This is a genomic window from Gleimia europaea ACS-120-V-Col10b, assembly GCF_000411155.1.
Lineage (GTDB): Bacteria > Actinomycetota > Actinomycetes > Actinomycetales > Actinomycetaceae > Gleimia > Gleimia europaea_B.
In genome coordinates this window covers 1,242,013-1,261,682 of sequence record NZ_KE150266.1, presented here as the reverse complement: position 1 = coordinate 1,261,682, position 19,670 = coordinate 1,242,013, and the positions used below count along the sequence as shown (strand labels likewise).

General features: G+C 55.1%; 13 protein-coding genes. 1 reads left to right on the top strand and 12 read right to left on the bottom strand.

From position 1 onward, the window contains the following. The first annotated feature begins 253 nt into the window (after positions 1–253). Positions 254–4,996, top strand: coding sequence for an ATP-dependent RNA helicase HrpA (hrpA, locus tag HMPREF9238_RS05735; protein ID WP_016444508.1), 4,743 nt, complete (start codon positions 254–256; stop codon positions 4,994–4,996). Positions 4,997–5,068: 72 nt separating this feature from the next. On the opposite strand, the gene HMPREF9238_RS05730 is transcribed toward hrpA, so the two are convergent. From HMPREF9238_RS05730 to HMPREF9238_RS05675, 12 genes are all read right to left on the bottom strand, one after another. After that, positions 5,069–5,608 (bottom strand): PIN domain-containing protein, encoded by a 540-nt coding sequence (locus tag HMPREF9238_RS05730; RefSeq protein ID WP_232217609.1) that lies wholly within the window; start codon positions 5,606–5,608, stop codon positions 5,069–5,071. Positions 5,609–5,631: 23 nt separating this feature from the next. Further along, positions 5,632–6,042, bottom strand: coding sequence for a helix-turn-helix domain-containing protein (locus HMPREF9238_RS05725; RefSeq protein ID WP_198009478.1), 411 nt, complete (start codon positions 6,040–6,042; stop codon positions 5,632–5,634). 279 nt (positions 6,043–6,321) lie between these two features. Beyond that, on the bottom strand, positions 6,322–6,849 hold the full coding sequence (locus HMPREF9238_RS05720) for a low molecular weight protein-tyrosine-phosphatase (protein WP_016444505.1): 528 nt from the start codon (positions 6,847–6,849) through the stop codon (positions 6,322–6,324). Positions 6,850–7,003: 154 nt separating this feature from the next. Then, positions 7,004–7,813 (bottom strand): class C sortase, encoded by an 810-nt coding sequence (locus HMPREF9238_RS05715; protein ID WP_016444504.1) that lies wholly within the window; start codon positions 7,811–7,813, stop codon positions 7,004–7,006. Beyond that, positions 7,806–9,617: a prolipoprotein diacylglyceryl transferase gene (locus HMPREF9238_RS05710; protein ID WP_156824398.1), complete on the bottom strand. Its 1,812-nt coding sequence runs from the start codon at positions 9,615–9,617 to the stop codon at positions 7,806–7,808. The genes HMPREF9238_RS05715 and HMPREF9238_RS05710 overlap by 8 nt, the downstream gene beginning before the upstream one ends. Before the next feature lie 126 nt (positions 9,618–9,743). Then, positions 9,744–10,424: a hypothetical protein gene (locus tag HMPREF9238_RS05705; RefSeq protein WP_156824397.1), complete on the bottom strand. Its 681-nt coding sequence runs from the start codon at positions 10,422–10,424 to the stop codon at positions 9,744–9,746. Positions 10,425–10,493: 69 nt separating this feature from the next. Next, positions 10,494–11,318 carry a class C sortase gene (locus tag HMPREF9238_RS05700; RefSeq protein WP_051109788.1) on the bottom strand — a complete coding sequence of 275 codons (825 nt, stop codon included), beginning with the start codon at positions 11,316–11,318 and terminating at the stop codon, positions 10,494–10,496. A gap of 210 nt (positions 11,319–11,528) precedes the next feature. Then, positions 11,529–13,157 (bottom strand): SpaH/EbpB family LPXTG-anchored major pilin, encoded by a 1,629-nt coding sequence (locus HMPREF9238_RS05695; protein WP_016444500.1) that lies wholly within the window; start codon positions 13,155–13,157, stop codon positions 11,529–11,531. 560 nt (positions 13,158–13,717) lie between these two features. Continuing rightward, positions 13,718–16,759, bottom strand: a complete 3,042-nt coding sequence (locus tag HMPREF9238_RS05690) for a SpaA isopeptide-forming pilin-related protein (RefSeq protein WP_016444499.1) — start codon at positions 16,757–16,759, stop codon at positions 13,718–13,720. Between the two features lie 164 nt (positions 16,760–16,923). Then, entirely contained in the window at positions 16,924–17,886 is a 963-nt protein-coding gene (gene nrdF, locus HMPREF9238_RS05685; protein WP_040316779.1) for a class 1b ribonucleoside-diphosphate reductase subunit beta, read from the bottom strand. Between the two features lie 64 nt (positions 17,887–17,950). Beyond that, positions 17,951–18,448, bottom strand: a complete 498-nt coding sequence (locus HMPREF9238_RS05680; protein WP_016444497.1) for a hypothetical protein — start codon at positions 18,446–18,448, stop codon at positions 17,951–17,953. Positions 18,449–18,525: 77 nt separating this feature from the next. Then, positions 18,526–19,596, bottom strand: a complete 1,071-nt coding sequence (locus HMPREF9238_RS05675) for a hypothetical protein (protein WP_156824395.1) — start codon at positions 19,594–19,596, stop codon at positions 18,526–18,528. Between the last annotated feature and the right edge of the window lie 74 nt (positions 19,597–19,670).

The window sequence follows — 19,670 nt, the reverse complement described above, 5'->3', positions numbered from 1 at the left end:
GCGAAATGTCGCGCTTCATTTGGGTTGAACTCTAGCAGGATGAGATTTTTTGGAATCTGCACGTTCTAAGTCTGAGACGCTGCATTGTTAGCATTTCGAAACATAACGGACACTTTTGCGCCATATATCGAGGATCGCATTTTTACCTCGCCACCGTTTTTTGTGATCTACCCTTACCATTTCGAAATCTGTATCCCACATAGCGAGACGCCCGAAATGTTTGTGTTCTCGCTATTTTCTCTAGGATAGGAGCATGGCGGGAAGAAAATCTGGGTTCTCCAACGAAGAACTGGCAGGCCGGGTAGCGGCGTTGCCGGTAATCACGTTCCCAGAGGAACTTCCGGTGTCGGCCCGGCGCAAAGACATCGCTCACGCCATTGAAAATCACCAGGTAGTGATTGTGTCGGGTGAAACCGGGTCGGGTAAAACCACGCAGCTTCCAAAAATTTGTTTGCAGCTGGGCCGTGGCATTAGGGGAATGATTGGCCACACCCAGCCGCGCAGGCTGGCGGCTCGCACAGTGGCGGACCGGATCGCCCATGAGTTGGGAACGAAAGTGGGCAAGCGGCCCGGCGACGTGGTTGGTTACCAGGTGCGTTTCACGGATGAAGTTGGCCCCACCACCCTCGTGAAACTAATGACGGACGGTATTTTGCTTGCCGAGGTGCAAAACGACCCAAACCTGGATAAGTACGACACCATAATCATTGACGAGGCACACGAGCGATCTCTAAACATTGACTTCCTGATTGGGTATCTGACGCAGCTGTTACCGAAGCGCCCGGATTTGAAGGTAATCATCACGTCGGCAACGATCGACTCGGACAGGTTTGCAGACCATTTTGCCAAAGCGCTAGGTAAGCCTGTTCCAGTTGTGGAAGTTTCGGGCCGTACCTACCCTGTGGAAATCCGGTATCGCCCGTTAGAGCAGTCCGACCCTCCCGCGAATAACGCAGATGAGGCAGACAGTCCTATGTCGGTTAAGGGGTTGGTGTTAGAGGATGCGGATGCGCCGCTGGCCCTGCTTGGATACGGCATGGGTGAGGACATCGATTACCTGACGGGCATATGTGAAGCCGTTGAGGAGCTTATCGACGAGGGGCCGGGCGACATCCTGGTGTTCTTGCCCGGCGAGCGCGATATTCGCGACGCCACGCACACGCTTTCAGATTCGCTGGGTCCGCGCTACATTCACGCCGGTGACGCAACGGACAAGAGCCCGGCTAACGGGGTGGAAGTGCTCCCGCTGTATTCGCGCCTTTCCGCCCCGGAGCAACAGCGCATTTTCATGCCGCACCCGCGCCGGCGCGTGGTGCTGGCCACCAACGTTGCGGAAACGTCGCTGACCGTACCGGGAATCCGCTACGTGGTAGATCCGGGTTTGGCTCGTATTTCACGCTACTCGAACCGCACTAAGGTGCAGCGCCTGCCCATCGAACCGGTGTCACAGGCTTCTGCAAACCAACGTTCGGGCCGCTGCGGGCGCGTGAGTGATGGCGTGGCGATTCGCCTCTACTCGCAGGCAGATTTTGCGGCGCGCCCGCGCTACACGGAACCGGAGATTCTGCGCACATCGCTGGCTTCCGTTATTTTGCAGATGATTTCACTGGGACTCGGCGCGGTGGAGGACTTCCCGTTCCTGGACGCGCCTGCCTCTAAGGCGGTGCGTGATGGCGTTGGCTTGCTGGAAGAAATTGGAGCGGTAACGCGGCGTTCCCCGCGCGATTCTTTGCGCCTTACTCGCATTGGCCGCCAGTTAGGGCGCCTGCCAATCGACCCGCGCCTGGGACGCATGTTGATCGAAGCAGACCGAGAGGGCGTAGCCTCGGAAGTTTTGATTATTGTTGCCGCACTATCCATGCAGGACGTGCGCGAGCGTCCAGAGCAGTTCAAAGAGGATGCGGACAGGGCGCATGAGCGCTTCTTGGATCCGGAGTCTGATTTCATCACGTACCTATCACTGTGGCGGTATTTGCGATTGCAGTCGCGCGAACTTTCAGGAACGCAGTTTAGAAAGATGTGCAAGCGCGAGTTCCTGCACTTCTTGCGTTGGCGTGAGTGGCAGGACGTCGCTGGCCAGTTGCGCGATCTGGCGCGTCCACTGGGTTTGCAGATGGATCCGTTGCAGATTCCGTCGCGCAGGGAGGTGCGCGATCAGGAGCGTGAGGGCGGCGCAGTAGATGCTGCGGCGCGCGCAACCACGGCATTGACCGCGCGCACATCCGGTCGCAACAGCGAGCAGATCCACCGGGCGCTACTGGTTGGTTTGCTATCTAACTTGGGTTCGTGGGATCAGACCACGCAGGATTATCAGGGTGCGCGCGGAACGCGGTTTGTGGTTTGGCCGGGCTCTGGTTTGGCGCGCAAGCATTACGACTGGGTGATGGCGGCGGAGCTGGTGGAGACCTCGCGCCTGTTCGCTCGCACGGTGGCAAAGATCCAGCCCGAGTGGGTGGAAAAGTCAGCCAAGCGTTTGTTGAAACATTCGTATTCGCAGCCCTATTGGTCTTCCAAAATGGGGGCGGCGATGGTGCGCGAAAAGGTGATGCTGTATGGCCTCACCCTCGTGGCGGATCGGCCCCTGCTGCTCGCAAACGTGCCGCAGGGAGCCAAAGTGGAGGCACCTGCTAACGCCACCTCGATTGCGGCCCGGGCAGGAGTTACCGGCGGTGAGTTGGGTGGGTCGCCCCAGCAGGTGGCTCGCGAGATGTTTATCCAGCACGCCCTCGTGGATGGTGAGTGGAATGCTCACCACAAGTTTGTTCGCAAGAACAGTGAACTACTGGCAAAGATTCATGAGGCGGAAAAGAAGTTGCGTCAGGGCGGCACGGTGTCCGATGATGCGATTTTTGCGTTTTATGACGAGCGAGTGCCGCGTGAGATCGTGTCGGCTGCGCATTTTGATGCGTGGTGGCGCCGTCAGCGCGATAAGCGTTTGCTGGAGATGGAGCGCGCGGATGTGCTTCCGGGTGCACGGGAGGTGGATCAGCGCGGTTATCCGGCTAAGTGGCATCAAGGGGACATCACTTTGCCGCTCCATTACGAGTTCGATCCGGGTTCGCCCCGCGATGGGCTGACGGTTCGCGTGCCTGTGGCCGTGTTGCCGCGCCTGCATGATGCGGGGTTTGAGTGGCTGGTTCCGGGCATGTTAGAAGAACTCCTCACCGCCACTATCCGCGCTTTGCCTAAACAGTTGCGCGCTCAACTTGTGCCCGCGCCCGATGTTGCCCGCGAACTTGCCGCCTGGATCAAGCAACACGTTTGGATGTCCGAGGGCGCTCTCCGCCCGGAGTCGACGCAACCAAGCCAGGATGCGCGGGTTTGCGCGGACAGTAGTGCGTTCGGTGCGCCCTCGTCCACTGCCAGTTCTGGGGAGTCAGGGAGCGAGGAAGACGAGTTGGATCCTCGTTCCCTTGAAGCCTCGCTGGGACGGCTTGCCGCCTGGGCTTCAAAGTCGGGTACGGCAAATCAGAAGTCGATTGCGAAGATGAAGCAGGCGTCCGCTCGGCACGCCTCGCAATCACAAACGGTTCCAGTATCTAAACCCGAACCGGTAACTTCCACGGATCATGACACATTCAGCCAGCAGTCGGATTCGCCAAAACAGCCGAAGGGCGGCCTCGAAAATCAAGAAAAGCGGGTGAAGCGGATTCCCGGTACTCGCGCGGGCGAGTTCCTGCCCCACTATTTTGATGCTTTTGCGCACGCGGCACAGGCGGTTAAGGGCGTCGATGTTTCACGTGAAACACTGGACGATTTGACGCTTCCCGCGCATGTCACGCCCATGTTCGTGGTGGTCAATGCGCAGGGCCGCGAGTTGCGCTCCGGGGAAGACCTGACGTGGCTACAAAAGCAGCTAAGTGGGCAGTCGCAAAAGGCGGTTCGTTCGGCAATGCGCGAGGCTTTGAATCAGGCGATGAAGGAGTCGGGCGCAAAATCAGAGCCGTCTAAGCGAACAAAGAAAGCGTTAGAAGGAGTGCAGGCAAAGCCCCAGTCTGACGCGCGAATGAAGGCACGTACATCTTCAGTTGAGCCTGGTTCAAACTCGGTTTTGGCAAGTTCCGCAACGGCACCGGAAATGTTCACGTCGGTTCCAGAACTGGATGATTTATCCGATTGGCCTGATGTGGGCGAGGCGTTGCCGCTGAGTGTGGATGCGCGCACGCCCACAGGGCTTTCCGTGCGGGCGTTCCCCGCGTTAGTGCCGCAGGGCACGCCCAGCCAACCTCGTGCGGGAGTACGAGTGATCGCGGAACGCACGCAGGCTGATGCGAGCCACCGGGCGGGGCTTGCCCGCCTGGTTCTAGCGCGCACACAACTTCCAGTAGCGCGCGTATCTACGCGTTGGACGGGCCGCGAAGCGCTGATTTTAGCGAGTGGCCCGTATCCGGATACGCAGAGTTTGGTCGCGGATGCGCAGTTAGCGGCTGCGGCGTCTCTGGTTGACGAGTTTGAAACCTCCCCTGTGCGGGTGCGTTCTCAGGGGCAATTTGCGCAGCTGGTTGACTGGGTGAGAGATCGCATTGAGGATCGAATCTATCTGATTTTGAGCTGGGCTGTGGAGGCGTTTGCCGAGTTTGGCGAGCTTGACCGCGTGGTTCGTTCGGTTTCTTCACCGGCGATGGTCCAGGTGCTGACGGATGTGCGCGAGCATTCAAATGGTTTGGTGTTTGCAGGGTTTTTGACGCGCGTTCCGTTTGGGTGGTTGCAGCACGTGGCGCGGTTTGTGAAGGCTGACCGCTTACGGGTGGAGAAAACTTCACAGTCCGCGAGCGTGCTTGCGCGCGATGAGGGGCTGTGGCGCTCCGTTAAGGACGTAGAGGCCGCATTGGCGTCTGCCCGGGCGGCACTTCCAGCTCATGAGGTGGCCCGCACCGCACAGTTGGATGAGGCCTTGTGGCTCGCAGAGGAGCTGCGCGTGTCCCTGTTCGCCCAGGAGCTTGGCACCTCAAGAAAGGTGTCCCTAAAGCGCCTGTACGCCATCTTGAACGGCTAGCCTGTTGGGCTTAGTTATCCGCGATGTGTTTACGTCCGCCCCTAAATAGATCACATTTGATTGTCCGGCACCTCACTGTTTCTCGCGATACGTAGCAACAAAACCCGGGCAGCTACCCGCTAGAGCCGAAACCAGGTCATCAACCGAAACCGGTGGCTTTTGTCTTGTCTTTCTCATTTGTTCAAATGCAATTTCGAAAGCTACCGGATATAGGTCGTACAAATCCAGAAAGAATTCATCACAAGACTTAGCATGTAAACCATGTAGCGACAATGCTTCGTCAGGGAAGTCCTTCAAGTTGTTAGTAACTATTGCAGATGCGTTACCTTCAATAGCCGCAGCCACAACATGTTTATCATTTGCATCTGGAATGCCCCGGATTCCTTTTACCAGTTCTTCCCAATTGTGTACTTGAGCATCTGGAAATGACTCGTTCATGCGTGATGTTCTACGAAGCGCACGTTCTTCCGTGGTCCTTCCGGTTTCTACTAATGCTTTCACAACTTCATCCAGAATTTGCGAGCTCCATAATGGAACATATGTTCTCTGATGGGCAAGATGCATTAGAAGGTCTACCTGCACGATTGGGAATAGCACATTCGCATCAAGCACCACACGAAATCCAGCCATGAGCTTCAGTCTCGCATTTCCTGAAAGTCCAGGTCGTAGAGGCCGTCCTCCTCGGCGTCGCTAACCATCTGTCGAAATATCTCTTCACGCATCTTGCGTTGAGCGTTTTCATACTTGAGCAGGTCAGTTAGAAGAATCCGACGATGGCGACTTCCTGGGAGTTTTTCGTAGGGTATCTCTCCGGACTCAAGTTGCTTGATCAAAGTTGGCCTACTGATACCAAGAAAGTCAGCGGCGGCTTGAGTCGTAAGTTTCTTATCTATGGGAACTATGGCAATCGCCTGCCGGTTTTTCATGGCATTAACAACATCAATAAGGGCTTTGTATACCTGTTCCGGCAGTTCCAGTTGTTCTCCGTCAGGTCCCAACAACAGGGCTGGAGCAGGAGATTGCTCCAAGAAACGGGAAGCGTTCAAGAGCTCTTCTAATTTCTCAGGAGGAAGGGTTACTGACCGCGTTTTTATTGAAGCGTTCATAACACCCAGTGTCGCAATTATTCGAAATATTCGCAATATCTGAAATGTAACGTTTTTGTAAGTGTATTTTAGGTCTTACAAAAGCACTTTTCCCTGCGATGCACACCGAAATGTTTTGTTCGGAGAGTCCGTTCACCTAGGTCTCCTGTCACCAGGTCGTAGAGGCCGCCCTCCTCGGCGTCGCTAGCCTCCTGTTGAAAGCTCTCCACCCAGCTCGCGTCACGTTTCCAGGGCTTCGGTTGCGTACTCCACAATGTGTTCGGCTACGGATTCGATGACGTCGAGGGTGTCCTCGAAGTCTTGTTGAGTGCCGTACCAGGGGTCGGGAACGTCGAGTTCTCGCCTGGGCGCATCCGCGAGCGCCGGGTCCATTGCGCGGAACATACGCAAATCAGTTGAACGCTGATCCCCCACTTGCGGGTTTTCGATCACGTCGATGTGGGTATGTGCGGCCAGCCGTTCAACTGCCGCATAGTGGTTTGACGTCATGGCGAGAACGAGGTCGCACTCTTTCAGGTCTTGCGCAGTAATTTGCCGGGCAAAATGGTTAGGAATGCTGTAGCCAGCGGCCTTGAGAGTGCGCTGAGCGCGGTAGTCGATGGGATTGCCGTGTTCCTCGTCCGAAATCCCAACGGAAGTGGCCACGGCATCAAGGCCAGCGGCGTCGAAGCGGTGATTCAGCACGACTTCGGCCATGGCGGATCGGCAAATGTTACCTGTGCAAACAAAAAGTACTCGAAACGTCATAGGGCTTAGCCTATCAACGCGCGTTTAACCCGTCGCGGTCAGACGCAGAGCCACCGACATGCCAGCCATGTTGTAGCACCGGCTCGTGCGAGCGCAGTGTTTCGACAGAGAGAAGGCGGGCAGATAGCGGTTTCCCCCTGTGGTTAGAGTCTGGTTAGTCGACTCGTTCCCCGGTAATGATAAGACGGTGTGAGTTAATACCTGTTGGGGTGCAGGTTATGAGTGACATTAAGTCGCGCCCCGGCTCTGGCGCAAGTGGTTGAAGGTTGGTTGGAGTCACCACTTCCCGTTTAATCACCCGGTAGGTGAGGTTGTGATTCAGCACTGTAACCGTCCACGTGTCGCCTTCTTTTAGTTGGTCTAGGTCGGTGAATAGGCGTTTGCCTGCCATTCCAGCATGGGCGCTAACGGCCGAGTGCGTGCCCGGGCCGCCTACGGGCAGAGCGGTGTGGAATAGGTGACCGGCGCCTTGGTCTAGTGAGCTGGCTCCGGTTCCGTGGAATATGGGGATTTCCACGTCGATTGCGGGTATGTTAAGCCCGCCCATAACAGAAGAGCCGTTGATGGAAAGAAGCTGTTCGTATTCTTCGTATTCCGCGTCAACCTCAGGAGTGCTACCTGCCGGGTCTCCGACGTTTCGATACGCGGTGGGTGAAAGGCGCTCGTTGTAGGCGAGGGCGGCAGCAAACATGGTTTCGTACTCTTGATCCAATTCCTGCGCGTATTGTGCGAGTTGTCGGGCGCTTTGCGACCACAGGTGTTGGCTGACTGTGGGGAAGGAGAACGCTAGCAGTGCAAGCACGGCGAGTACGGCTGTGTATGCTTGGAGTTTCCGATTGCGTGTACCGACATTTTGCCGCGCCGCTGCCCTACTGCGGATAACACTAAGAGCAATGATTGTGGTCAGTGTTATTCCGAATATGTAGAACAGCGACGCGGGTAGTGCAAGGAGGCTATTAAGCATCCCGTCGAGTCTTGTTTGAGCCCCGTAGTACGGGAGCCCCAAGCAGGAAGGCGAATAGTAGCGTTCCTAGCGTGGCCCAAATGTCTTGCTCCACACCGGTGAACGGAAGTTCGCCCTCGAGTGGGCCAAGATCTCCGTCATTTGAGAAAGTACAAATAGTGGTGGCACCGGGAACCTTTGAAACATTCAATTCAGAGGTTTGCGTGTTTTCCGCCTTCTTAGGAGCAGTGACACTAAGGTTCTCACCGGTTGGGTTGCCCTGCGCGTCAACAGCAGTACAAGAAACGCTCACTGTATAGTCGTCAAAAGTAGCCTTATCAGAACCTACAAGCTTTTCGTAAACAAGGTGCTTACTACCTGCTTTGACATACTCAATGTGCTCTTCTTTTTGCACGCCGGGCTTATTACCGGTGGTTTCGACTGCAGCCGTGAGGCGGCTTCCATCGGTGCGGGTAGACCAGAGTTGTACTTGATCTGTTTCCCGTGCGCGGCCGGTGGGTCGATCCTTGCTTTCAACGAAGTTCTTCCGCACAATCAGGTAGCCTTCATTAGGCGCCGGTCCGCCTTCAGCCTGCGAGGTAGCGCCCCAAGTTACGCCTCCCAGAGGCGCCATTTCGACGATGGTTGAGTTAAGGAACGGAATGTCCTTCAACTTGACGCTGGGATCTTGCGGCTTCGCATTCGTGAGATCAAACTGCAGGGTGGCGTTGCCCTTCGCGCTACCATGTGTTGCGCTCGTTAATGCCATGAAGAGCTTGTTGTCGATACGGGCCAAACCGAATCCAGGTTTTTCTGTCTTACCGACAACTACACCCTTCTCCGCGAAATCGTTGGTCTCTTTGTCGAACTCCCAGCGCACCAAATATGATGGTCCGTTGGCGTCAAACTCATCATTGGTCGCAAGACCGTAGAGGGCGCCGTCTGGCCCTATCACGAAGTCACCAGCGGAACTGAGCTGCCGGCCTCCCTGAACTGGCCACTTAGCGGCTATTTCTTTAACTGGGACGAAGTCCTTACCTTCAGCGAGATCGGGGTAGGCGGCAAAGATCTGACCGTGCTTGGCCTTCGCGCTGGAGAAAAGTAATCTACCTTGATTGTCGTAGCTCAGGGCGTTTGCCTGTGGCCGTGCAATATCGAAAATATCAAAGGCAGAACGGGGCAGTTGCTTGCCTTTTTTACTGCCGTCGTCAATGCGTAGCGGCTTCCACCACTCCTGTTCCCCGGTTATTGCGTCATGCTTGGACAAGCTCGGAAAGTTGTTGCTCCAAATGCCAATGTATTGCAGGCCCCACATGGTCTTGCCGTCCTGGCTGACCGCAATATCACCGTAGCCAGACTTAAAGGCCGCCGAGAAGTCGCGTACGCGCTCTATTTTGTTGAGGTCGTCAGAGACCTTGAACTGTACCAGTTTGTTCCTATCGGGATACTTGAGGTCAGTTCCTACGTTCACCCAATAGTAGTGCGAATCGTCGCCGTCGCCAGTGTGTTCACCGTCGCCGCCACTTGGCTCATCGGGTACATACGGCTCGTCTCCGTCGCTGTCACCGTCGTTGCCGCCTGCGAAAGGAACGTCCTCTTCCGGAGCGGCTTCTGGACTATCTTGTTTCGCGCCAGCGCGCTCTTGCGTAATGTCAGTGCCGGTAGCCGCCTCATTGTTGGCAGTAGCGCTACTCTCCTCGGATTCGGGCGTCGACGCTACGGTGCCGTTTGCGGCCTCCGTGTTGGAGACGGTTTCGCTTACGCCTGTTTCTGTTGCTGGTGGGGTGTCTGCACCTCGTTCGGCGTGCGCACTTGTTACAGGCAACCCACCTATTGTTAACGCGGTCGCTGCTGCACATGCGGCCAGCACATGCGTTAGGACCTTAATTTTTCGAGTATGCGTTTGCATGTTAACTTCCCCGAGACCAACGTTGGGTCTACTAAGTGTGTCTTATTCGGCGCGTTCTGCGCGGTTGCGGGCCACCATCAGCATGGTGCCAAGGCCAAGAGTAACTAGCGCTACTCCGCCGATACCAGCAAGCGCCACACCAGTCTTTGGTAGTGGTGGCTTCTTCGGCTCAGTTGGGACCGTTACCGGCGGCGTGGGATGAGTTGCCGGTGGGGTTGGTTGCGTTTCGGGCGTGGTTGGATGGGTGGGGGGCAGTTCAACGCCAGGAACGGCCTTCGCCCAGAGTGTGGCGTCACAGTGCCAGCCGTCTTCAAGCGCCAGCGGGGCCGTGACCACGAAGTCAGCTACACGCGGATTCAGCTGGTCTTTAACCGCTGGAGGCTGCACGGTTGCGAGATATACGCCAACAGGTAGATCAGTGAACCGTGCCTGCTTGTCTTTCGTTGTGGTGACGGAGACGGGGCTAGCCAGCTTGTGTTGGCGGGCAGCTTGTGGAGTTAGTTTACGGATGTTGTCCCACTGTTTGGCGTCAGTCAGGTCTATATCTTCGATGCGGGAGAGCGAAATGACGTATCCGGAGCCGTCGCCGTACGGGTAGATGCCGGGATCGGCCGGATCGGGGTTGGCGTCGGGCAGGACTATTGTGAGGCTCGCCTTGTCACAGGTGATATCGGCGGGGCTTACTTTGTCGGGGTCGCCAACCGGGCTTGCGTTGCAGGCCAACGGTACGCCTAGTAGCACGCTAACCCCAAGGAAGCCTGTTAGCACTGTTTTCAAAAGTTTACGTACCATTTATTGTTTCACTTCGTTTGCGTCTGGTCCGCTGCGCGGTAGCGAACAGTTTTTCGAGGACTTAGTTGACACTATTAGGAGGATCAGGGCTAGCAGCGCTAGCAGGCCGAATCCCCACATCCACAACTGGCCAGGCAGATGCCATCCAGGTGCTTCTTCATCAGCCGGGTCGTAAGGGGCCCGTTCAGCGTGAACGAGTAAGCGGTGTGAGTTCACGCCGTATGGAGTACACGTGATGAGCGTCATCAAATCGCGATCTTTTTCCACTCGCAGGCTGTCTACCTGATCAGGCAGGACGACCTGCACCTTATAGACCTTATATCGGAGGGTTTGGCCATACACGTCTATGTAGAACGATTGGCCTACCTTCAGATCTTTCAGGTTGTCGAAAAGTGTCGCTTTCGGGATGCCGGTGTGTCCGGTGAGCACCGAATGCGTGCCTTCTCCGCCGACCGGTAGATCGGTTCCGTACAGGTGCCCAACACCTTGGCTCAGAGCGTAATCACTCGTGCCGTGGAGTACCGGTAGGTCCACGCCGATAGCGGGGATTCGCAAGCGCGCCATAACGTTGTATAGCGATAGTTGCGAGAGGTACTCTTCGTAGCCGGCATCGTCCGTTACCAGTGGATTGTTCCACGGATCGTTGATTGTAACGGCGGCCTTTTGCTTGTTGTACGCAACAGCCCGGCTGATTTCGTTATCTAGTTTTGTTTGATCGGTTTCGGTGACTTGCTGACTATATTTTTCAGCAACTCTCTGCGCTGCCCAGTTGTTCCACAGCGTGGAAACCACCGGGTACAGAAGTAGTGCGACTCCAAGTAGCACAGCGACTGTGCTAAATAGAGTGCGTTTAGAGCGGCGGGGGGAAGTACTGCTCGCACCGACCGTTTGCTGATCTGTGCTTGCGGCTGAATGTTTCCCCACGTTTTCTCCGTTCCTAAACGGGAAAGGATGTTGGTAGAGGAATCGCGCGCGAAGAATCGCGCGCGATTCCTCTACCTAACTATCTGTCGGTTTCGACGCTAACTTGTGAAGTTATGCCTTCTTGCGCGACGCGTACACGCCGCCGGCAATCACAAGCGCACCGAGGATACCGAACAGGGCTACACCCGTGCCACCGGTTAGCGGCAACTTCGGAAGAGCTTCGAAGTTGATTACCGTTGCGTCAGCAGTCAGCACCGTTTCGGTGGCCTCGTTGTTAACTGCGGGGGAGGAAATTTCCTCGGCCGACTTGGCAATCTCCTTGCCCTCTGCGTCCAGCTTCACCTTGATCTTCTCGACCTTGCCGATCTTCAGATCGAAGTCGATCGGCGAAGGGATAAGCTCGTAGCCAGCAGGGGCCTTGGTCTCAACGAGAACGTAGCCTGGAACCGTGTCACCCGGCTTTGCATCGTCAACGTAATCGGTGACGTGGATACCGTCAATCTCGACAATTCCCTTGTCATTGGTGACGAACTTGTCCTTGCCGTTCACCTTGATCGGCTTGTCAAGGGCACCCTTCCTGAAGATCTGGAATTCAGCACCTTCAAGTGGCTTATCGTTATCATCCGTCTTAACAACCTTGAGCTTACCGTAGGCGGTGACCGTTACGTTGGTCTTCTCAGAACCGTCGGGGTTGCCCGGCGTGTCGCCTGGAGGGTTGGTCTTGCCCCCACCCTCGCCTGCGTTCTTGTAGACGTATGCCTCGTTAGCAATAATGCCCGATTCCTTGACGGTCGGCTCAAACGTTAGGGTAACAACCGTTTCAGCATTGGCAAGTTTAGCTGCTGCGATCTTCTCGCGTCCCTCAGCAGTCACGTACACTTCGAGGGTCTGACCCTTGCCGTCCTTTGCGGGGAATACCTTGTGCTTGTAGTCCGTCCCAGCCACAAGCGTGGTGTCGCCAACCTTGACTTCAACGTCGCCTTCTGCGAGCTCTAGCTTAGGATCAAGCTGATCCTGGAACCAGAAGTCGGTGAGGTTGTGGTGCTCTTTCCCTTCCTTGTCCTTAACCTTCTGGACGGCCGGAATGCTTGCGGTAACCGTGTAGGTAATCTTGTCGCCTACAGAAGTGTCCGCGTCCACAACCTTCTTCTCGTTGTTTTCAAGCGAGTTCTTGGGGTAAACCCAAAGGCCGTAGTTCTTGCCGTCCATGATCCACTTGGAAGGATCGGTCGGATCGGTGGTCGGGATGAACAGGATCGAAGGCGCAGCAGCCTTGTACACCTTGCCATCCGCAGCCTTGGAGTTAGTCTCCTCTAGCAAGTAGACGCCAACCGGTACTCCGGTCCAGTCAATTTTGCCGTTAGCGTCGGTCGTACCTTCGAAGTCGGCTTTTTCACCAACACCGTACTCAGCCTTATTCGCGGCAACCGTCGAGCCGTTAAGCTTCGCAGCAGCCTTGCGACCCTTCGCGGAGTTCAGGTCAATGGCCTCGCCGCCCGCCTTGTTGATCTTAGTTAGTTTGAAATCAATTCCGGCAAGGGTTTTGGCTTTAACTTTAGTTTCGATGCCTTGAGGGGCTGACAGCCCCGCACTATCGTCGTACTTCACCAGGTGAATGTTACCCGTGAGGTCCTTGTCGACGATCGATGCTGGCTGAGCCTGAGCGGCTACCGCTCCGCCTCCAACCAGTAGCGCGGCACCTACGGTTGCCGCCGCAATCTTCTTTAGTCGTGCAAACAATTGAGACTCCTCAACTCTATTTCACACACGAACCGGCATGCTGGAACGCACGCGCGGTGGCATTACATCAATACCTGGGACTAAGGCTACACGATACTTTCAGCAACATCAATACCGTCAATAGACAAATGTGAAATTCCTATGTGATCGTTAGCGCAACGTTTTGCTGACCAATATGAAGGTAGCACTTAAGTTGTAGTTCCGTTGTGGGCGGCAACCAAGCCTTGGCCGGGTGTCGCTTAGTTACGGACGACGCGAAAGTTTGAGTGGGGAAACAGGCGAGAATTTTGCGTGCAAATGAGGATGTAACAGCGAGTGTGAGGTGCGCGTGTGGTACACATAAATGACAGGTACGCGTGCAGATTCGAGTGGATGAGCGAACTAGGATACGAGGCGGAAAACCGCGTGGAAACTAAGGTTACTACCGAGAGCAGAAACTAAGGTACATATAAGAGCGGGAGTCGGTGGCGCAACTCACGCAAAAATTGGGGGGTGGGGAGCAGTTCCTTATGAACTGCTCCCCACCCTTCTGTTTGAGGATTTAACCTCTGTTATTGTGGTTAAACTCTCGCGGTAGCTTTCTTCCTACCGGTGAGTCCAAGCCCGATCAGCACGGCCGCGAACAGACCGAGGGGAACAACACCATTACCACCGGTGTGGGGTAGTTCCGTATTGGTCTTGTAGTTCGCTACCCGCACGTGGAATACGCCATCCTTATCAGCAACGGCGGCTCCCGTGGGCTGCTTGGTCTCCGGGTCGAGAAGCTGCGCTAGGCTCTTACCGCTGTCTTCAACAGGTTTGAGCTTGTTGTCTGCGCCTTTCTCAACCAGGCGGGTCTTCAACTTCCCACCGTCGTCGTAGACCTCGAAGAAGAACGGTGCTCCCAAAAGCTCATACCCGGTCGGTGCCTTCGTTTCTACCATCCCGTAATATCCGGGCTGGATTTCGAACTTGCCGTCCTTCGGTTCAATCTGCTTGGAGTAGTCGAGTTCGCCTGTGTCGCTACTGGGGTAGAGTGCGAACTCTGCCCCCGGCAGAACCTTGTCAGGCTTCTCACCGTCCACCTTTTGGACTTGGATGTAGGAAGGAGTTGTATCTGCCTTCCTGTTCAAGACCTTGCAGTGGATGCGCGAAGTTTGTGACAGTCCTGCGACCTTGAAGCCGTACTTATCGACATCTTCAACCGTGACCGCCGGTTCGTTGGGCTTGGACTTATCAACACACACGGCGTTGCGAAGCGGCTCTCCCCGTTTCGCAATGTCCCAGCCGTCGTCCGCGTATTCACCCTTTGCTAGGTCTTCCGTGATAGTGATAGTGCCATTTTCCAATGATGGCTTATCGAGTTTCAAACGGAACTGCGCCTGAGATTCCTTGTTCGTCTTAGCGCCAAGGGTTGAAGCACCCGGTTTATCCGTAAAGGTGAAGCCTTCGGAAAGTCCTGAGGCGTCGAAGTGCCAGCCTGCACCACCGGGCTGTACTTCCTGGTTGCCTTCCTGGGTTTCCTTCTCCACGACAATAGAGGCCTCACAGCCTGCCTTCGCGATGCCCGTCAAGATGCTAGCGAGATTTTCGTCATTAGTTCCATCGAAGGTAACCCAGTCTTTCTTCTCAAGTTCTTTGATAGGGACAGGATACGGTGCGCCGTTGGGACCAAACACAGCGTTCATATTGCGATGCGACAAAGTCGAATCCTGAGGTTGGTCAATAACGCCACCATGGGTGAACTCGCCAACGCCCACACCGATAAGGCGCGTGCCATTCCCAGTTGTCTTTACCCAGTTTGCCCGCAGCACAGTATTTTCAAGCAATGCGAAGTCTCCGGCGTTACCAGGCCCGCCCTGTCTCGATACTGTAGATCTAGTAGGGTTGCCATCCGTAACCACAAGAATGACGTCGTAAGCATTATCCGGATGTGCGATATTGTATTCACCGAATACTTTCAGCCCGTCATCCCAGTTTGTGTCGCCCCCAAATCTAACCGATGAGACCTTACTCTTGATGTTGTCAACGCCGGCGTCATTCATTTCCAGGGGTTCAACATGCTGCAATTTCCCGTTACCAATACCAGAAGCAGCCTCGGTCGCAAAAGTGGCGAAACCTAACTTAATAGGAGTGCCACGAAGCTCCTCAACGAACTTACTAACCTGCTCCTTCGTTGTTTTTCCTGCGCTTCCATAGTCCATCGAACCGGAGGTATCTAACAGGAGACCAACGTTGATACCACACTTATCCGGCAACGGTGGATTATCGCGACGCATCACTATCTGCCCCGAGCTAGAACGCGGGTAAAGCACACCTTCTCCGATGCTTAGGGTGGTGTATTGGTTTTCTCTAACAAACTCCATGAAACCACCCGAACCGGAGGTGATAACGTCACCGTCATAAATTTGTGGTGTTCTATATGCATAATCCATCACATAAGAACTTCCCCAGGGTCCACCCCAAGATCCTGCGCCGTTTCCGCCAGAGAATCCGACTCTGACCTCATCAAATACGCCATAACCTTCGGGAGCTTCGACAGGGGCAACCCAGTACGTGGCGCCGGGTGTTTTCTTGTCCTTTTTCTCCGGAGCGGGCACCACGAATACACAGTACCCATCTGGTTGCACTGTACACTTTGCCCACTTCTCATCGATCGGAGTTCCCGGAGTTCCCCAATCCTTGTCGTGAGCAGGCCGGGTACCCACATATGGATCCCTTGTCACCTTAGGATTATCAGTCTTAAACAGCTGCAACTTCGTTCCCGGTAGCGGGTTGATCCCACTGGGGCTGTGCATATCAGAGACCTTCACCTTAACAATGGCGCTCCCGCCGGTGATAAGACCCGGATCCCAAGGCTCCACACCATCTGGAATCCCCGAGTAGCTTGGGAAAAACACCTGCGCGCCATTCATAATTGCTTCAGCGCGTGCATTCTTATTCTTGCACAGTGACAATCCCACGCCGCCAATATTGTTATCAGCCGTTACCTCAAACTTCTTAATCTCATTGAACTGGTCAGCAGTTAGGGGGTTAACAAAATTAAATTTAACCTTTTGGAAACCGTCTTCTTCTTTAAGCTCTACTAGAAAAGGTAGGTTCCGGCCATCCGCTTTCATAACACCATTCGACAGGTCAGGCATACGATGATCATTAGTAAGCGGAAGACGGATCTCAATGCCTGATATGAATTTTGCATCATCAGGTAGCGCACCAGCCTTCGTCACCGTGAATGTCCAGCCGCCGTTTGAGGCGCAATTGTATAGGTAACGCATGTTAGCCGGCACCAATTGTGTGCGTCCGCCCTCATCACTACCGCGAACGGCCTCGGGGGTCACGGATTCGCCGATCTCCAGCTCATCTTCACCATCCACAGAGTCAACATCTGCGGTTGACTCAGGTTGCTCAGACGCATCTGTTACAACACTTGCATCCGTTTCGGTAGCAGCTTCTTCTGAAGATGAGGATTCAGTGACCGTAGGTAAGCTCGCCGACTCGTCAGGTTCAGAATCTGCTAACGCAATTCCGGTGAAACCAAGCGTGCATGCCATCGTGGTCGCTACCAGCGTTGCTAAGGCACGCTTGCCTCTCAACACGCCACTATGCCTATCATTTTGCGCCATCGAGGCTCCTTCTAGTGCTATCTAGCATTCAGCATTCCTTCAGACCCTGACAGTTCATGCGAAATACGCACGGCAAAATCCGGGTACGATTCCCATTAAGAATATATTGCTCAGAACAAGAACTCAAGGGGCTACCACCATTATTTTGGGACGGAGTGCCCATGCTAGAAGTCCCAGTCATCATCCTCAGTATCTTCAATGTCGCCAATCACGTAAGAAGAGCCTGAACCCGAGAAGAAATCGTGGTTCTCATCCGCGTTCGGGGACAGTGCCGCAAGAATCGCCGGGTTCACATCCGTGCTCTCCGGCGGGAACAGCGACTCGTAGCCCAAATTCATTAGCGCCTTATTGGCGTTGTAACGCAAGAACTTCTTCACGTCCTCCGTCAGACCCAGCGGATCGTACAGGTCTTCCGTGAACTTCTCCTCATTCTCGTACAGTTCATCCAGCAGCTCAAACGTGTAATCCTTCAGTTCAGCTTGGCGCTGCGGCGAAGCCTCGGCAACCGCCAGCTGGTACTTGTAACCAATGTAGTAACCATGCACCGCCTCGTCACGAATAATCAGACGAATCAGATCCGCCGTATTCGTCAGCTTCGCGTGCGCAGACCAATACATCGGCGCGTAAAAACCCGAGTAGAACAGGAACGACTCAAGCATCGTTGAGGCAACCTTCTTCTTCTCCGGATCATCACCCACATAGAAGTTATTAATGATGCGCGCCTTGTTCTGCAGCTCCGCGTTCTCCTCAGACCAGCGGAACACGTCATTAATCTCACTGGTGGAAAGCAGAGTGGAAAAGATCGACGAGTAAGACCGGGCGTGCACGGACTCCATGAACGCAATGTTCGTGAGCACAGCCTCCTCATGTTGCGTGCGCGCGTCAGGAATAAGCGAAATCGCGCCCACCGTGCCCTGCAAAGTGTCCAGGAGCGTAAGGTTGGTGAAAACCTTATTAGTCATGTCCTTCTCAGCGGCGTTAAGCGTGCGCCAAGATGGGATGTCGTTGGACAACGGAATCTTCTCTGGCAACCAGAAGTTACCCGTAAGCCTGTCCCAAACCTCCAGGTCTTTCTCGTCCTCAAGCTTGTTCCAGTTAATCGCTTCGAAAACCTGTGCTTCAGCCAACTTCAACAGCGCCTTTCACTTCCAACCGATCATGCACGCGGCTCGCGTGACTTACCTATTCTTACTAATTTTTGCGGGCAAAGTAGGTAACCCCGCCGGCCACCGCACCAAGAACCAACCCCTGGCGGATGTGCGGCAGCTTCTTACCCGCACGCTTGCGACGCTCGCCGCGATGAATGATGTAACGCTCCACCAACGAGTTCACTTTCAGTGCAACCACTGCCGCCCCGGCACCAATGCCAACCTGCGCCGCCACCGGCAAATCACCAAAGTTCTTCTTCCAAAAGTCCTTTACCTGCGCACCCGCTTCTTTCACGTCAGCAGCAGTAACGCCCACATGCTTGTAATAGGAGCCAACCCCGCCCAGAAGCGCACTTTTTGCCACAAAGCGGGTGCCCGATCCGCGCAGAATGTCAGGCATCGCATACCACGTGAACGCGGTTAGCCCAATCACCATAGATTCGGCGGCAACGGGATTCTCAACGCTCCAGTCTTGTAGCTCGGTCAGCGTTTTCACAACCTCGTTCTTAAAATCATATTCGAGTGCGGTTTGCGTGCTCATGGCTGCTCCTAGCATTTTTAACAACAGTTACGCTCTAGTGTAGTTCGGCTGGCAAGCGAGAGCGAGACAAGACGCGGCTACTCCTGCGCCGCCTTAAACAGCTTGCCGTCCGCGCCCTTTTCACCAAATGCGACAAAACGTTTTGAGGAAGCCGTGGTCAGCTTATTTGCCGCGAGCACAGTAGCCACCGCTTCAGTCTCGCTAGTGTTTGCAGGTAGCGGAATGAGAGGGCCGGTTGCAGACTCGGCAGCCAAAATAAGGCTGGCGCGATCATCTTGCGCCGCCACAACCGTCACGGAGTTCTTTGCAACCTTGCGTGTGGTGGCGGCGTTGAGAGCCACGGACTTAACGGATCCGCTAACGGAGCTTTTGCGGTTCGATCCGGCAACTTCATCCAGCAGCTTTGGATCCAGCTTGCCGATTCCAACAACGTACTCCGGCTTCAACATCGCGGCAGTTTCCTTAGCCTTCTGCGCTTGATCCTTACTGACAAGCAGTACTGGCCCATCGCCCATCGTGCCGGCAATAGCCGCGAGCGCATCCATATTCTCATCGTCCGCGCTCACAAGATAAACGCGCTCGGCGCCATTGGGATAGGTGGCCTCCGCAACCAGGTTTGAAGTTTCCTCCCCCGCCTGGCCTTGCCAGGTGAGAAGTTCCACCTGTCCGCTCAAAGAAGCATTGTTCTCTCGAGCAGTCTGCGCGAAGTCACGCGCCGCCGTGCCCGCCGGGGTAGATATTCCCCCGCCAACAACAACTACGGTTTCGGGACAAAGACGCGCAATCTCAAGTAGCGTGCGTTCGCTAAGTTCCCCATTTTTCTCGGTGAAAAGAACCGGGCCGGGTCGCTGGGATTTGGGCGCCCCGGCGATGGTAGCGGCGCCGCCATCCACAAATGGGTTCACTAGATAAACGGTTTTTGCCAACGAGTTGAACTGGCGCATAGACGTGGCGATAGCGGCTTCGCTCGGGGCTTCCTCATACCGCACCATCTGAATATCGCCGGCGAACGTGGTGGAAATGAGGGTTGTGCGCGCGTCCATCGGCAAGTCGGGCGCCGCAAAAGCTGGCGTAGCGAGGGAAAGAGGCAGAACGATTGCCGCCCCCATCACTAGGAGGCGGCTATTAAGAAGCCTTTTTCGCCTCATAAAACCCCACAATCGGATCTGAATGCACCAATTGTAGCGTTTTCAACTAGCCACGCCAATAGGTGACCAAATCG